The organism is Burkholderia metallica (assembly GCF_001718555.1).
Classification (GTDB): domain Bacteria; phylum Pseudomonadota; class Gammaproteobacteria; order Burkholderiales; family Burkholderiaceae; genus Burkholderia; species Burkholderia metallica.
The window spans coordinates 193,788-208,916 of sequence record NZ_CP013403.1; the positions used below are offsets into that span (position 1 = coordinate 193,788).

Sequence of the window (15,129 nt, forward strand, 5' to 3'; positions counted from 1 at the left end):
GTCGCGCTTGCCGCTGCGCCGATCGAGCTTCACGCATGTCGCGCGTTCATCTGCCGGCACGTCGTGCGGCCCGGCTGGCCGCGGCGGTGATGCGCGTTGCCGCTGCCCCTCGACCGGCGCGCGTTACTGACCGAAGCGATCCGCCACGGCGTCTTTCAGCCGCGCGGCGGTGATCTCGCCCATGTGCGATTCGACGAGGTTGCCTTGCGCGTCGAAGAAGAGCGTCGTCGGCAGCCCGCGCGAGCCGTACGCTTTCATCGCGTGCAGCGTGCGATCGAGCAGCACGTGATCGAACCGCAGCCCTTTCTGTTCGAGGAACGCGCGCACCGTTTGCGCGTCTTCGCCCTGATTGACCATCAGCACCGTCATTCCCGGATGATCCTGCTGCGCTTGTGCGAGGATCGGCATTTCGCGCTGGCACGGCGGGCACCACGTCGCCCACAGGTTCACGACGATCGGCTTGCCCGCGAAGCGTTGCGCCGGCACGGGCGTCGCATCGAGCGCTTCGAGCTGCAGCGCGGCGAGCGGCGGGGCGCCGTGCTGCAACGTGGCCAGCGTCCCTTGCGCGATGCCCCATGCGGCGAGGCCCGCGAGCATCCCGGCCATCACCGGGCGACGCAGCGCGGGCAGGCGGCGCAGGCGCCAGCCCGCGAACACGATCGCGGCCGCGACGCCGATGCGCCAGTCGAAGCCGCCGTCGCCGAGCGCGACGATCGAGCGCGGCGCGGCGGCGTACTCGCGCCACCACTGCGCGACGTAGCCGAACCGCGCGGCGAGCAGGCCGAGCAGCAACGTATCGAGGACGAGGCTCGATGCGGTCTTGTGATGTCCGTCGGGCGGCCGGCGCTGGAGGAAACGGGCGACGAGCCACGCGAGCAGCGCGGCGACGGCTACCGCGACGACGCGGATCGAGAAGGGACCAATGCTCAGCATGTGAAAGGGCGGGACGTATTCGAGCGGGGCTGGAGAAGGGATTGTCCGCCATGGCGGCGAAGCCGTCGACGGTCGTGCGGCGATTCGACAGGTCGCCGCGTATGGGGTTCCCGTCGCGAACGTAACGGTGCGTTGCGAATGCGACGGAGGCGGCAGGCTCGGGACGCCGTGATTTTCATGCATCGGGCTGCAAATCAGACCGGTCCGATGGTCAGCGGAATCGCGTTCGTCAACAATACCTGTACCGGTCCGGAGTGGTGTCCGCCGGTATCCCGGACAGGGATCTCTCCTTGACGGCCGCCCCCTCCCCCCGGGCGGCCGATTTTTTTTCTTCATGCGTGCGGGTGTGGCCGCGAACCGACCCCGATCGGCCGATTCAACGGAATGGCACCGCTGCCGGATGCGCGCACCGGGCGTTCACTCGCGCATTGCACGCCGCGCGGCTGGTGACGGACGAACGATTTCGATGGAAGACGCACATCGACGGAGCCGGCGCGAACGCGCCGCCGCGTCATGCGTGTGCGTCGTAAAGCGTTGCGACGAAATCGACGAACGCACGCACCTTGGGCGGCACGTGCCGGGATTTCGGATACAGCGCGTAGTAGCGGCGCTTCGCCAGCGTGTGGCCGGGCAGGATCGGGACGAGCCGCCCGTGCGCGATGTCGTCGCGCACCGTGTGGTGCGTGAATGCGCCGATGCCGAGCCCGGCGATCACGGCCGCATGCAGCGCGGTGATCGCGTCGATGCGCAGCGGGCCGTCGAGCCGGACGGTGACGGGCGCGCCCTTCGGTGGCGTGACGCGCCAGCTCGTTCGGTCGTCGCTGCCGCTGTAGGCGAGCAAGTCGTGTTTCGCGAGCTGCACGGGTGTGCGCGGCAGGCCGCGACGCGCGACATAGTCGGGCGACGCGACGAGAATTTCATCCGATATCGCGAGCGTTCTCGCGACGAGGTCGGAATCCGGCAGGCCGCCGCTAATGCGCAGCGCGACGTCGAACCCTTCGCCGATCAGGTTGACGAAGCGGTCGCTGCACGAGACGTCGAGCTGGATGTCCGGGTACGCGTGCCGGAATGCGGGCAGCCACGCGGGCATTTCCAGCGTGCCGACCGACAGCGGCATGCTGACGCGCAGCACGCCCGACGGCTGGCCGGGTGTGTCGGTCACGTCTTCCGATGCCGCCGCGACGCGCTCCAGGATGTCCACGCACGCGTCGTAGTAGCGCTCCCCGGCCGCCGTCAACGAGAAATTCCGCGTGTTACGGTTGACGAGTTGCACGCCGAGGCTCGCTTCGAGCAGCTTCAACTGGCGCGATACGGTCGAATGGGTCGTATCGAGGCGATCGGCTGCGGCCGAGAATCCCCTGGATTCGACCAGGCATCGATAGACGCGCATCGCGAGCAGTTGATCCATGGCGGGTTCCGATGCGTGGTCAGGACGGTTTCCGGATTCGCCGCGCCGGCCCGGGCAGGCGCGGCATGGCGGGCGATCAGCGCAGCGGCAGCGCGAGGATGTCGGCGGTCGTCTTGACGTCGCCGAACGTGTCTTCGATCTCGGCAAGCGCGGCACGGTGCAGCGTGTCCTTGTCGATCGATTCGCCGTTCGCGCGGACGATGGCGCGCGTGGCGGACGCGTCGGATGCTACCACGACGTTGTAGCCGAGCGGCACGGCGTCGCGGGCGGCACCGGCGACGCACGCGTGCGTCATCAGGCCCGCGACGACCAGCGTCTTGATGCCGTCCGCCTTGAGGCGCTTGTCGATATCGGTGCTCGCGAACACGCTGACCGTTTCCTTCTGCACGACGGTGTCGTGGGCACGCGGCTTCATCTCCGGAATGAACTCGACGGTCTTGCCGCCGAGCGCGAACAGCGGCGAGCCGGCCGGCGCGACGTGCTGCACCTGGTAGACGCGCATGCCGTTGCGGTCGGCGAAATCGATCAGCCGCTTCGTGTTGGCCATCGCCTGTTGAACGTCGGCGATCGGCATCTTGCCGTTCAGGTATTCGTTCTGGAAATCGATGACGACGAGCGCGGTCGTCTTCGGATCGAGATGATCGATCGGCTGCGCACCGGCCATCGCGCGGATCGTCGGCGTGGCGGGCAGGCCGGCGGCGGCTTCGGCGGTCGGCAGCATGGTGGCGGCCGATGCGATCACCGCATAGCGGGCGAAGCTGCGAATCGAGAAGGAAAACATGAATGTACTCCTGAAGAAGTGTCGAGTGGTTCGAACTATAGGGAGATCGGGGCGAGATGGCGTCTGCGCGAGGGGAACATCTTCTGTGCAGATTCCGTGCAGATCGAGAATCGCGCGAGGCCAGAGGCGAACAGGACGGAGCGGGCAGCCGGTGACGCGAACGGCACATCAGGCGCCCGTTCGTCGATGCGTCAGGCGATGGTAAGACGCCGCGTAGTCCGGGTCATTCGGCCCGGGCCGATTCAGGCGGGTATTTGCGTAGGACGAGGCTTGGCGCGTATCGGAAAGCGGGCAGGCGCGAGCCCGGGCGACGCGGCCGCCGCGTAACGGCGCGACTGTATGCTCGTGCTGCTGCCCGTCACGGGCGGTTTCCCGATGCCGCCTCGCCAAGCCGATACGCGGTGAAGAACTCGTACCACGGCGACCCTTGCGCGACCGGTATGTCGAGCGCGGTCGTGCGCCGCTTCAACGCGCCGAATACGTCGTTGATACGCGCCGTCTGCCCCGCATCGTTGAACGGATAAGGCCGCGCGCGGCCGGCCGCGAACGCGCCGTACGCGACCGCGAGCAGGCGCGCGCGCTCGTCGATCGACGCGATCGATCCGTTGATCGCTTCGGCGAAGCGCGGCCGGTCTTCGGTGCGCGATCCGGCGAGGCACAGGTACACGATCGCCGACAGTTCATGCAGATCCTTCACGCGCAGCAGCTCCGGCAGCCGCGCGACGATCCGCTCGACCGGTTCGTCGCGCAGCGCATCGCCGAAGTCGAGCACGGCGCTCATCGGATTCGTGTCCGTTTTCAGGCGATCGAGCGGCGGTGCGGCCGACGTGCCGGCGCCGTCCGGTGCTGCAGCAGCCGCAGACCGCAACGCGTCGGCCACCTGCTGTGTCCATTCGGGAAAGATCATCCGCACGTTGCCGAACTGCTCGCCGCCTTCCGCCGCCGGATTCCATCGATACACGATCGTGCCGCCGCGAATGAACGGCGAATACAGGTGCTCGGGCGTTTGCGGCAGCGGCCGCCGGTTGACCGGCAGCCATGCGAGCGTCAGCCAGTCGTAGCGGCCGGTGGCGGGCACCGAAGGGCTCGAACTCGCGACGACCTGCCACGTGCCGCGATTCGCATAGCGGCGCCGCGCGTCGGGCACCGCGACGGTCCGGCCTTTCGCGGTGTCGAAGTCGGTCGTGCCGGTCACGTTCGTGCCGCTGTCCGCGGCCGGCGCGATGGTGGAGATGACCCACGATGCGCCGTCCGCCGAACGGTAGTCGGACGGCTTCAGCGTCGCGACGTCGTGCACCATGCGCGTTTCCGCCGCGACGGGGCTCGGGGGGAGGTTGGCGGGCGCGGCCAGGATGCTCGGCATCGGATGTCCTCGGAATCGGGTGCGTATCGTCGAGCGGGGACGACACGCGGCGGCTCGGATCGTTCGGGTAGTTGTATGTCACTGTAGAACGTTGCGGCCGTAAACGGAAACCGGTTGCGCGACGCAGCCCGCTTGCGCGTTGCGCCGCTTCGGCTTGCCATGCGCGTCCTGAGCCGGCGACGCATACCGGGCGCAAGCGCACATGACCGACACGACGGGCATCGCCGAACACGGGACACAGGTCGCCGGCAATGGATCGGCGGGCCGGCAAGCCGGGGCACGATCCGCAAAACGCTCGCGATGTCGACCGTCGGCGACGCGCTGGCGGCGATCGTGTCGGCCGCGCGCCCGAACGCCGCCGCGCCTTTCCTTTCACTCTGCTAGACTTTTTCGCTCATCGCTGCCATCCGGGCTGCGCCATGCCCGGTTTATCCTGTCATGAACGAAACCCGTGTGTCGCGTCCGGTCGTCGAAGTCCTGCGGGCTTACTGGAAGGCCGATCGCCTGATGTTGTCGACGGTCGTGGCGGTCGTCATCCTGTCGAGCGCGAGCGCGGTTGCCGCGCCCTATCTTTTCTCTCGCCTGATCGACGCGCTGTCGCACCGTGGCATGCTCCACGCGCTGCTTCCGGGCTTCGTGGTCTACGCGGTGCTGCTGGGCTTGTCCAGCGCGCTGCAACGCGTGGTGCAGTACCTCGCGTTCATGAGCGCGGAGAATCTGCGCTTCATCACCAGCACGCGCTTTTTCGAGCGCATCCTGAAGAAGACCACGGCGTTCTTCGTCGAACATCATCCCGTTGAAATCCAGAACGCGAACGAGCGCGGGAGCCGCGCGCTGTCGGTGCTCGTGCTGCTGGGCCTGATGGACCTGATCCCCGGCTCGCTGCAGATCGTGCTGACGCTCGTGACGCTCGGCGCGCTGATCAATGTCGAGGTGGTAGCGATCACGGCCGCATACGGCGCGCTCGCGCTGACGGTCGCGATCGTTGGCGCGCGGCGCTCGCGCGGGTTCCTCGACCGCGCCGTCGAGGCCGGGCAGGAGAATGCGCGCTTCGTCGGCGGCGCGATCAACGCGATGGAGACACTTCGGCATTTCGGCAGCCATCGCTGGATGAGCGAACGCTTCTCGGAGAAAGCGCGCGTCGTGCGCGACAGCTGGCGCGCGTATGTACTGCAGCACGTCCGCTATCTCGCGCTACTGGGCCTCGGCCTCGCGGTCCAGTTCTCGGTGACATTCTGGTTGCTGCTGCCGCGTCACGCGGCGGGTGCGCTGTCGATCGGCGACATCGTGTTGTTCAACACGTTGCTGCTGCAACTGAATCTGCCCTTCGAAATGATCGCGCGCGCCGTCGACGAGAGTGCCCGCTCCCGCGCGGCGCTCGTGCCGTTCGCGGCGCTGTGGACGGCGCCCGAGGAGCGGCAGGTGTCGCACGCGTCGGCGTTCGCGCCGCGGGACGGGCGCATCGTGTTCGACCACGTTTCCTATGCGTACGACAACGGCCGTGGCGTGACCGATGTCGATTTCGTCGCCGAACGCGGTGCGATCACGTTCCTCGTCGGCGAAACGGGTGCGGGGAAATCCACCGTCTTCAAGCTCGCGCTGAAATCGATCGAGCCGACCGGCGGGCGCATTCTCGTCGACGGCGTCGACCTCGCGGCCATCGATCGCGCCGACTGGTACGGCGCGGTCGCCGTCGTGCCGCAGGACGTCGTGCTGCTGAACGAAAGCCTGGAGGACAACATCCTGCTCGGCCGGCCTTGCGATGCGCAGCGCCTGCGCGGAGCGGCCGCGAAGGCGACGATCCTGACGTTCATCGAAAGCCTGCCTGACGGTTTCCGCACCACGGTGGGCGAGCGCGGGCTGAAGCTGTCCGGCGGCGAGCGCCAGCGCATCGCGATCGCCCGCGCGCTGTACGGAGAACCGACCGTGCTGTTTCTCGACGAAGCGAGTTCCGCGCTCGACGAAGCCACCGAGCGCGACATCATGCAACACGTGCGGCTGCTGGCCCGCGACGTCACGGTCGTCGCGATCACGCACCGGCACTCGGTCATCGGGCCGGCCGACAAGGTCGTGCGGCTCGGCGATGCGCGTGTGCCGGCTTAGGGTTGCGCGGCTGCGTCCCCACGTCCAATAGCCCGCCGCTCCAGGCCCGCAACCCTTATCCGCGCAGCGGCGGATTGAGTTGCGCGAACGCCTGCTGGCGGCGATACGGGAAGTACGGATAAGGCGCTTCCACCGCACTTGCCGCGTCGAGCTCCGCGATTTGCGCATCGGTCAGCGCCCAGCCGACTGCGCCGAGGTTCTGCCGCAGTTGTTCCTCGTTGCGCGCGCCGATGATCACCGACGACACCGTCGGGCGCTGCAGCAGCCAGTTCAGCGCGATCTGCGGCACGGTCTTGCCGGTTTCCTCGGCGATCGCGTCGAGCGCATCGACCACGTCGTACAGGCGCGCGTCGTCGACCGGCGGCCCGTAGCTAGCCGTTTCATGCAGGCGGCTGCGTTCGGGCAGCGGCGCGTTGCGCCGGATCTTGCCGGTGAGCCGGCCCCAGCCGAGCGGGCTCCAGACGAGCGCGCCGAGCCCCTGGTCGGCGCCGAGCGGCATCAGGTCCCACTCGTAGTCGCGGCCGACGAGCGAGTAGTAGACCTGGTTCGCCACGTAACGCGACCAGCCGTGCCGATCCGCCGCCGCCAGCGATTTCATGATCTGCCACCCCGCGAAGTTCGACACGCCGATGTAGCGCAGCTTGCCCGCGCGCACGAGATCGTCGAGCGTCGACATCACTTCCTCGACCGGCGTGCCAGCGTCGAATGCATGGAGTTGCAGCAGGTCGATGTAGTCGGTGCCGAGGCGGCGCAGCGCGTCGTCGACGGCGCGCACCAGCCGCGCGCGCGACGTGCCCGCGTCGTTCGGGCCGCTGCCGGTCGGCAGGCCCGTTTTCGTCGAGATCAGCACCTGGTCGCGACGCCCTTTGATCGCGGCGCCGAGCACGCGCTCGGATTCGCCGTCCGAATACACGTCGGCCGTGTCGAACAGGTTCACGCCGGCTTCGATGCAGATGTCGATCAGGCGGCGCGCTTCGTCGACGCCCGTGTTGCCCCATGCGCTGAACAGCGGGCCGGTGCCGCCAAACGTGCCGGCACCGAAGCTCAGGGCGGGAACCTTGAGGCCGGAGCGGCCGAGCGTGCGGTATTCCATCGCGAATTTCCTTTGCGTGATCGAAGTGTCGAGGAGCGGCTGCGTGGCCGAGCGTTCGCACACTGTATCGCTTGCGGATATTCCGGATAATTGGGCAGACTTCGAAAACTTCGTTCGGAAGGGGCGAATAATGCTGCTCGACAACCTGGCGCTGTTCCTGCGTATCGTGGAAAAGGGTGGACTGGCCGCGGCGGGCCGCGAGTTCGGGCTGTCGCCGGCCACCGTCTCGGAGCGGCTGACCGCGCTCGAGCGCCATTACGGCGCGGCGCTGCTCACGCGCACGACGCGTGCGATCAGCCTGACCGACGAGGGCAGCATGCTCGTCGACGGTGCGCGGCGCCTGCTGGCCGAGGCCGACGAACTCGAAAGCCGCGTGCGGCTCGGCGTGCACACGCTGTCGGGGCCGGTGCGCCTGAGTGCGCCGGCCGATCTCGGCCGCGAGCGCGTGGTGCCCGTCGTCGATGCGTTCCTCGCCGAGCATCCGGGCGTCACGGTCGACCTGCATCTCGGCGACGGTTACGTCGATGTCGTCGGGCAGGGCCTCGATTTCGCGATCCGCCGCGGCACGCTCGCCGACAGCTCGCTACGCAGCCGTTTGCTCGGCCGGGCGCGGCGCGTGGTGTGCGCGTCGCCCGCGTATCTTGCGGCGCACGGCACGCCGCGGCATCCGGACGATCTCGCCGCGCACGACTGCATCGTGATGCGCTTCGGACAGGACCTGTATGCCGAATGGCCGTTCCGCATCGACGGCGAGCCGCGGCGCGTGACGGTGCGCGGGCGGCGCGTGGCCAACGACGGCGCGCTCGTGCGCGCGTGGTGCGTCGCCGGGCACGGCATCGCGCTGAAATCGCTGGTCGACGTCGAGCAGGATCTGGCGTCCGGCGCGCTCGTCGAAGTCCTGCGCGCATTCTCGCCGGGCGACGTCGATTTGCAGATAGTCTATCCGGCGAGCGCCGTGCAGCCGCGGCGCGTGCGTGCGCTGATCGACAGGTTGACGGACGCGTTGAAGGCGGCATGAGCGTGCCGTGACGGAAGCGACTCGATGCAGATTCCGCAGTCGTAACGCCGAATGCAGTGCCGATCATGAGGTTTGAATGAAATTTGTAATTCGGAGTGCGTAGTTTTATATCAAGCGATAAGCCGACCTTAAGACGCCAGCTCATTTGTGGCTATCGACGGGTTTTGCAGAGTTTCAGTCTCTGCCGAGTCGGACCGACCGTCGACGGTTTCATTCGCGGCGCTACCCGCCAAGTCTGCTTCGGAACCTCGGATCGAGATGTCGAGGCACACGTCAATCAGACGAGACTGAAACTCGAAATGTGTGGTGGTCATTCAACAGCTTGGCAATATTTGACAGACATTTTTCGATGCTTCAGTAAGCTTGCTGTCGATAACCAAACGAATGGACGCGGGCCGCGTCGACGAGAATGAACAAGAAACGATGCTCGCCGCGGCCTGCGGGTTCTACTGGCGCAACGAGCTACAGGCACCGATCGGGCAAACCGGGCAGGCCGTCTATGCGGGCATCGACTACGGCCGCGTGTGGGGCCCGCAGCCGGTCACACTCGTCGGCACGCAACTGGCCGGTGCGATGATCGGCATGAAGGGCAGCGTCGCGACCCGATTCGGCGCCTACGGTTACGACCTGTTTGCCGGTACACCGGTCTACAAGCCGTCCGGATTCCCGACGGCACGAGTGACAGTGGGTTTTCAGGTCACCGCACAGTTCTGATGACGGACACACACTCCGATACCCGGCCTGCTATCGACGGAGAGGGTACTGGCCGGGATCGTCGCGATCCCGGTCAGCGTGGTCGCTTGTGAGTAACGGAGCCCCGAAACTGTCGTAGCCGCCGACGCGTATAGAAGTCACTCCCGTTGGGGGCACGCATAGCGACCGTCGTGAAAACTCCTCGCCAAACCGATTGCCTACATTTCGTCATTTAGCTAATATTCGAAACGTTCAACCCATCCCGAACCCATGGACGAAGTCACCCGCATCAGCGCACTGGCCAACGAAAGCCGCCTGGCCGTGATGCGCTGGCTCAAACAGCCGCGCAAGCATTTTCCGCCGCAGCCGCACGGCGACTTCGACGAGCTCGGCGTGTGCTGCACCTACATCACCGACAAGCTCGGCATCGCGCCGGCCACCACCACGCGCCACATGCGCATCCTCGCGGATGCCGGGCTCGTGCAGGCGACCCGCGTCGGCAAGTTCACGTACTACAAGCGGATCGACGGCGCGTTGCAGCAGCTCGGCCGCGATCTCTCGCAACTCTGACTCCTACCGAGGCAACCGACATGGACGAACTTGCATTGCTGGCCGACGCCGACCGGCGTGCGCACGCGTATCTGGCCACGACGAACGAACGGCGCGCGTTTCCCGACGCGGCCGCGCTGGCCGGTCTCGCGGCGTTCGACGAGCCGTTGCCCGATACGGGCCGCGCCGCCGCCGACGTGCTGCGCCTGCTCGACGAACGCGGCACGCCCGCGACGGTCGCGTCGAACGGCCCGAACTACTTCGGCTTCGTGATCGGCGCCGCGCTGCCGGCCGCGGCAGCGGCCGAGCGGCTGATGCTCGCGTGGGACCAGTGCGCGTCGTCGTATGCGAATTCGCCGGTCGCCGCGACGATCGAGCGCCAGGCCGCCCGCTGGGTCGTCGACGTGCTCGGGTTGCCCGAAGGCAGCGCGGTCGGCTTCGGCACGAGCGCGACGGCCTGCACGCTCGTCGCGCTGGTGGCCGCACGGCGCGCGCTGCTCGCGCGCAAGGGTTGGGATGTCGACGCGGACGGCCTGATCGGTGCGCCTGAAGTGAAGGTCGTGATTTCCGAGCTTGCGCACATCACGGTGAAGAAGGCGCTGCGCGTGCTCGGCTTCGGGATGAAACGCGTCGTGGTCGCGCCGGTCGACGCGCACGGCCGTATCGACCCGGCGCAGTTGCCGCCGCTCGACGACATGACGATCCTCTGCGTGCAGGCCGGCGAAGTGAACACCGGCGAGTTCGATCCGTTCGCGGCGCTGATTCCGCCCGCGAAGGCGGCCGGCGCATGGGTGCACGTCGACGGCGCGTTCGGCCTGTGGGCCCGCGCATCGTCGAAGCGCGCGCTGACGGACGGCATCGACTGCGCGGACAGCTGGACGACCGACGGCCACAAGTGGCTCAACACGCCGTACGACGGCGCGATGGTGATCTGCCGCGACGCGGCCGCGCTCGCGACCGCGATGAACAGCGACGCCGTCTACCTGAGCGGCGCGCAGGACGCGCAGAAGAACCTGAATCTCGAATTCTCGCGGCGCGCACGCGGCATTCCCGTGTGGGCCGCGTTGCGCTCGCTTGGCCGCGCCGGCGTGGCCACGATGGTCGAGCGGCATTGCGCGCAGGCCGCACGGATCGCGGACGGCCTGCGAGCCGCCGGCTACGACGTGCTGAACCGCGTCGTGCTGAACCAGGTGCTCGTGCGGGCCGGCACCGACGACGAAACGGCGGCGATCCTCGCGGCCGCGCAGGCGTCGGGCGACGTGTGGTTCGGTGCGACGGTGTGGCAAGGGCGGCCGGCGTTCCGGATCAGCGTATCGTCGTGGCGCACCGAGGACGCGCACATCGATCGTCTCGTCGCATTGCTGACGGAGCTGCGCGGCACGCATGTGCGCTGAGCGTCATGCATGGTCGGTTCCCGAGACGGTTGCGGTTGCAACCTTCAGGCACTCGATGAAATGCAGCGCGGCGACCGTCGGCAACGCATGCCGCCGCATCACGATCGCGGCCGTCGGCGCGGGCATCGGCTCGGCGAGATCCAGCGCGACGATGCCGCGTGACTAGCGTTCGACGTCGGCGAGCGTGCAGGTGCAGACGATCGCCGAATACGAGCCGGTGGTGTTCGATGCGAAATGCGTCGAGCGCGTGCGGCGGGCAACAGCTGCCGCCGGCTGTCCGTACATGGAGATGTGCAGCGGCGCGGGGCACGACGCGGTGAACCTGTCGTTCGTCGCGCCTTCCGCGACGGTGCCGGCGAACCTGCTGGCCGATTGCGCGCGCTAGCTGTGCGCGACAACGGGGCACGCGGCGCATCCGCAAGCGTGAAAATATCGGACAATGGCCGCTGCGCGCGCCGCGCCGGCGCAGCATCCGACCGAAACATTCACACTTGCGAGATCCCCATGTCGACCCCCTTCCCCCGGGAACTGCTGAAGGCCGCCGATATCGCGAAGATGGAACCGACGCGCGCGGTGCATTCGCTGAATCCGAATGCCGTGCGTCTGAAGCGACAACTCAGCGACCTGACCGGCCTGACGCAATTCGGTGTGCACCTGCTCACGCTGATGCCCGGTCACGAATCGGCCGAGTATCACCGTCACCTGTACGAAGAAGAGTTCGTGTACGTGCTGTCCGGCACGGGCGCGGTCACGATCGGCGAGCGCACCGATGCAATCGGGCCCGGCGATTTTCTGGGCTTTCCGCGCGGCGGCGAAGCGCATACGGTGCAGAACACCGGCGATGCGCCGCTGGAGCTGCTCGTCGGCGGGCAGCGGCTCGAACACGACGTCTGCGAGTATCCGCGAATCGGCAAGCGGCTTTATGTCGCCGGCGAACTCGAAGCGTATGTCGATTTGCCGAAGCAGCCGTAATGGCCAAGCGCGTATCCAGCATCCATTCCGCATAAAAACTGAATCAATCGCCTTTTGTTTAGATAAACAAAATAAAAATTCGTAAAAACACGGGGTAGAGAAAACACGGTCATTTGGGCACGCTTGTGCCCGTTGTCCGTTCGTGGGTGTCGGTATGTCCGACCTGTCGGCGCGTCTTTTTTCGGGTAGTCGAATGCGGAAATAAGTACACGTGCCCGGCATTTTCGACCGATCGATCGCGAACGCATCCAGTCGCAAAAGATTCCTGATCAAAAGCTCAGTAGTTCGAACCAACAGCTTGATTCAAGAGCGAAACGGAGACAGGCGATGCCGAGGAACTGGGGGTTGGGAACGGCGCTGCTGGCGTTGTGCGTCGCGGTGACGTCGTGCGGCGGCGACGCGGATTCGCCGTCGAGCGCGAGCCTGTTGAACATGGCTCAGGCGCAGGGCAATCAAGACGGCAACGGAAGCGGAAACAGCAGTAACGGCAACAACGGAAACGGCAACGACGGCAGCACCGCACCGGAAAAGAACGCCGACATCCGCGTCGCGCAATACGTCAATCCGTTGATCGGCACCGACTACGCGACCGACCAGCCGGCCGACCCGGTGGGCTCCGGGCTGGGCGGCGGCACGTTCCCGGGGCCGACGCTGCCGTTCGGGATGATGCAATGGAGCCCGATGACGCCAACCGCGCAATACGACGGGAGAAAAGGCGACGGCTCCGGTTTCTCCGGCGGCTATTGGTACGGCGACACGTCGATCACGGCATTCAGCGTCCTGCACCTGAGCGGCACCGGCTGCTGGTCGAACGGCGGCTACCTGAACGTGATGCCGCAGCTTTCACCCGGCGACGCCGGCACGGCGGCCGCCTTCGACCATGCGAACGAAACGGCGCAGGCCGGCTACTACGGCGTCACGCTCGCCAACGGCATCAAGGCCGAACTGACGACGACAGTACGCACCGGGTTGGCGCGCTTCACCTTCCCCGCGCTGAAGCAGGGCCAGGAGGCGACGATCGCACTCGATCCGACCGTGCAGAACAACCGGTCCCAGGGCTCGACGAACGACACGATCACGCAGCAAGGCGATCGCGCGCTGTCCGGCACGATCGCGGGCAGCGGATTCTGCTGGGCAGGGCATGCGGTGCCGCTGTACTACTACGCGGAATTCAGCCGGCCGTTCGCGACGAAGCCGACGCTCGCGAAAAACAGCCCGGTCGCGCTGACGTTCGCGGTCGACCGCCGGCATCCGGCCGTGACGATGAAGCTCGGCATCTCGTTCGTCAGCGAAGCGAACGCGAAGAAGAACCTCGATGCCGAGAACGGCGGCGGCGACGCGCAAGGCAACGCGAACGGGCATTTCGACAAGGTGCGCGCGGCGGCGAGCGATGCATGGAACGCGCGCCTGAACGCGATCCAGGTGACGGGCGGCAGCGATGCCGACAAGACGAAGTTCTACACCGCGCTGTATCACGCGTCGCTGCACCCGAACGTGTTCAACGACGTGAACGGCGAGTATCCGGACTTCTACGCGTCGAACGGTGCACCGGCCGCGCCGACGCGCCGGGTCGACAAGGGGCGCACGATGTACGCGAACTTCTCGGGCTGGGACATCGACCGCGCGTTCATCCAGTTGCAGGCGCTGCTCGATCCGGTGCGCACGAGCGACATCGTGCAGTCGCTGGTGCTCGATGCGAAGGCGTGCGGCGCGTTCCCGCGCTGGGCGTACTTCAATACGGAGACGGCCGTGATGCCGGGCGATGCGGGCTCGATCATCGTCGCGAACGCGCATGCGTTCGGCGCGACGAACTTCGACACGCAGGCGGCGCTGTCGATCATGAAACGCAGCACGGCGCCGGGCGCCGCGTGCGCCGGCACGCCGGTGATGGGCAGCCGCGCGGACTACGACCGGCTCGGCTACGTACCCGCGTCGGGCAGCGGCGACAACCAGACCGCGTCGAACACGCTTGAATACGCGGTGCGCGACTTCGCGGTATCGCGCTTCGCGGCAGCGCTCGGCGATGCGGCGACGGCCGGCACGCTGCTGAAATCGAGCGGCAACTGGCGGAACCTGTTCGACCAGGGCGCGATTCGACCGAAGACGTCGGCCGGCGCGTGGGTCACCGACGGCTCGGGCTTCATGGAAGGCAATGCCGAGCAATACACGTGGTACGTGCCGCACGATCTCGCGGGCGTGGTCGCGCAGGCAGGCGGCGCGGCACCGGTCGTCAAGCGGCTCGACACGTTCTTCACGCACCTGAACATCGGCACCGAGCAGCCGTACTTCTACGTCGGCAACGAAGTGACGATGGCCGTGCCGTGGGTCTATGCGTGGGCCGGCGCGCCGTCGCATACGCAGCGCGTGCTGCACGCATCGCTCGCGAACGAGTTCGGCGCCGGCGCGGCTGGCTTGCCCGGCAATGACGATCTCGGCGCGGTGTCGGGCTGGTACGTGTGGGCCGCGCTCGGCCTCTATCCGGTCGTGCCGGGCGTGAGCGGCGTCGCGGTGTCGAGCCCGCAGTTCGAGAAGATCGACGTGCGCGTCGGGCAGCACGGCGGCGGCTACCGTCTGCTGCACATCGTTGCGCCGGGGGCCGGTTCCGCCGATACCGCGTCGTTCTACGTGAAGTCGCTGGCGCTGAACGGCGTGTCGTGGCCTGGCGCATGGCTGCCGCTTGCGCAGATCGCGAAGGGCGCGACGCTGTCGTATGCGATGACCGCGGATGCGAGCGCGACGACGTGGGGCACCGACGCATCCGCGATGCCGTCGTTCCCGCAGGCGGCCGGCGCGCCGTAACGGGCCTGAAGATCAACGAGCGG

The 15,129-nt window shown here is 67.2% G+C and carries 12 protein-coding genes and 2 pseudogenes; 8 read left to right on the plus strand and 6 right to left on the minus strand.

Translation table 11 applies throughout. The features are described 5' to 3' along the window. Nucleotides 1-123 precede the first annotated feature (123 nt). The 4 genes from WJ16_RS20745 to WJ16_RS20760 all read right to left on the minus strand — a co-directional run bounded on the left by WJ16_RS20745 (nucleotide 124) and on the right by WJ16_RS20760 (nucleotide 4,485). Nucleotides 124-933, minus strand: coding sequence for a TlpA family protein disulfide reductase (locus WJ16_RS20745; RefSeq protein ID WP_069258985.1), 810 nt, complete (start codon nucleotides 931-933; stop codon nucleotides 124-126). A 511-nt stretch (nucleotides 934-1,444) separates the two neighbouring features. Next, on the minus strand, nucleotides 1,445-2,341 hold the full coding sequence (locus tag WJ16_RS20750) for a LysR family transcriptional regulator (RefSeq protein WP_069258986.1): 897 nt from the start codon (nucleotides 2,339-2,341) through the stop codon (nucleotides 1,445-1,447). Between the two features lie 76 nt (nucleotides 2,342-2,417). Further along, nucleotides 2,418-3,122 (minus strand): cysteine hydrolase family protein, encoded by a 705-nt coding sequence (locus WJ16_RS20755; protein ID WP_084636089.1) that lies wholly within the window; start codon nucleotides 3,120-3,122, stop codon nucleotides 2,418-2,420. 358 nt (nucleotides 3,123-3,480) lie between these two features. Next, a complete protein-coding gene (locus WJ16_RS20760; RefSeq protein ID WP_069258987.1) occupies nucleotides 3,481-4,485 on the minus strand; it encodes a hypothetical protein in 1,005 nt (334 codons plus the stop codon). Nucleotides 4,486-4,923: 438 nt separating this feature from the next. Here WJ16_RS20760 and WJ16_RS20765 point away from each other — a divergent pair, with 438 nt between their 5' ends. Then, nucleotides 4,924-6,588: an ABC transporter ATP-binding protein gene (locus WJ16_RS20765; RefSeq protein ID WP_069258988.1), complete on the plus strand. Its 1,665-nt coding sequence runs from the start codon at nucleotides 4,924-4,926 to the stop codon at nucleotides 6,586-6,588. Between the two features lie 55 nt (nucleotides 6,589-6,643). Here WJ16_RS20765 and WJ16_RS20770 read toward each other — a convergent pair whose 3' ends face one another. Further along, the gene (locus WJ16_RS20770) at nucleotides 6,644-7,681 is read right to left on the minus strand and encodes an aldo/keto reductase (RefSeq protein ID WP_069261060.1); all 1,038 of its coding nucleotides are present in this window, start codon (nucleotides 7,679-7,681) and stop codon (nucleotides 6,644-6,646) included. Between the two features lie 130 nt (nucleotides 7,682-7,811). Here WJ16_RS20770 and WJ16_RS20775 point away from each other — a divergent pair, with 130 nt between their 5' ends. The 4 genes and pseudogenes from WJ16_RS20775 (at nucleotide 7,812) to WJ16_RS20790 (ending at nucleotide 11,335) form a co-directional block, all read left to right on the plus strand. Then, nucleotides 7,812-8,699: a LysR family transcriptional regulator gene (locus tag WJ16_RS20775; RefSeq protein ID WP_069258989.1), complete on the plus strand. Its 888-nt coding sequence runs from the start codon at nucleotides 7,812-7,814 to the stop codon at nucleotides 8,697-8,699. A 417-nt stretch (nucleotides 8,700-9,116) separates the two neighbouring features. Then, nucleotides 9,117-9,413 (plus strand): annotated as a pseudogene (locus WJ16_RS20780) (ShlB/FhaC/HecB family hemolysin secretion/activation protein); the annotation flags it as partial. Nucleotides 9,414-9,662: 249 nt separating this feature from the next. Continuing rightward, complete coding sequence (locus tag WJ16_RS20785) at nucleotides 9,663-9,962, plus strand: ArsR/SmtB family transcription factor (protein WP_069258991.1); 300 nt, start codon at nucleotides 9,663-9,665, stop codon at nucleotides 9,960-9,962. Between the two features lie 20 nt (nucleotides 9,963-9,982). Next, nucleotides 9,983-11,335 carry a pyridoxal phosphate-dependent decarboxylase family protein gene (locus WJ16_RS20790; protein WP_069258992.1) on the plus strand — a complete coding sequence of 451 codons (1,353 nt, stop codon included), beginning with the start codon at nucleotides 9,983-9,985 and terminating at the stop codon, nucleotides 11,333-11,335. Nucleotides 11,336-11,338: 3 nt separating this feature from the next. Here WJ16_RS20790 and WJ16_RS33550 read toward each other — a convergent pair. After that, nucleotides 11,339-11,518 (minus strand): annotated as a pseudogene (locus WJ16_RS33550) (LysR family transcriptional regulator); the annotation flags it as partial. Between the two features lie 7 nt (nucleotides 11,519-11,525). Here WJ16_RS33550 and WJ16_RS34970 point away from each other — a divergent pair. The 3 genes from WJ16_RS34970 (at nucleotide 11,526) to WJ16_RS20805 (ending at nucleotide 15,106) form a co-directional block, all read left to right on the plus strand. Beyond that, complete coding sequence (locus WJ16_RS34970) at nucleotides 11,526-11,720, plus strand: hypothetical protein (protein WP_236858397.1); 195 nt, start codon at nucleotides 11,526-11,528, stop codon at nucleotides 11,718-11,720. Nucleotides 11,721-11,839: 119 nt separating this feature from the next. Continuing rightward, nucleotides 11,840-12,307 (plus strand): cupin domain-containing protein, encoded by a 468-nt coding sequence (locus WJ16_RS20800; RefSeq protein ID WP_069258994.1) that lies wholly within the window; start codon nucleotides 11,840-11,842, stop codon nucleotides 12,305-12,307. A gap of 327 nt (nucleotides 12,308-12,634) precedes the next feature. Beyond that, on the plus strand, nucleotides 12,635-15,106 hold the full coding sequence (locus WJ16_RS20805; protein WP_069258995.1) for a GH92 family glycosyl hydrolase: 2,472 nt from the start codon (nucleotides 12,635-12,637) through the stop codon (nucleotides 15,104-15,106). The last annotated feature ends 23 nt before the right edge of the window (nucleotides 15,107-15,129 follow it).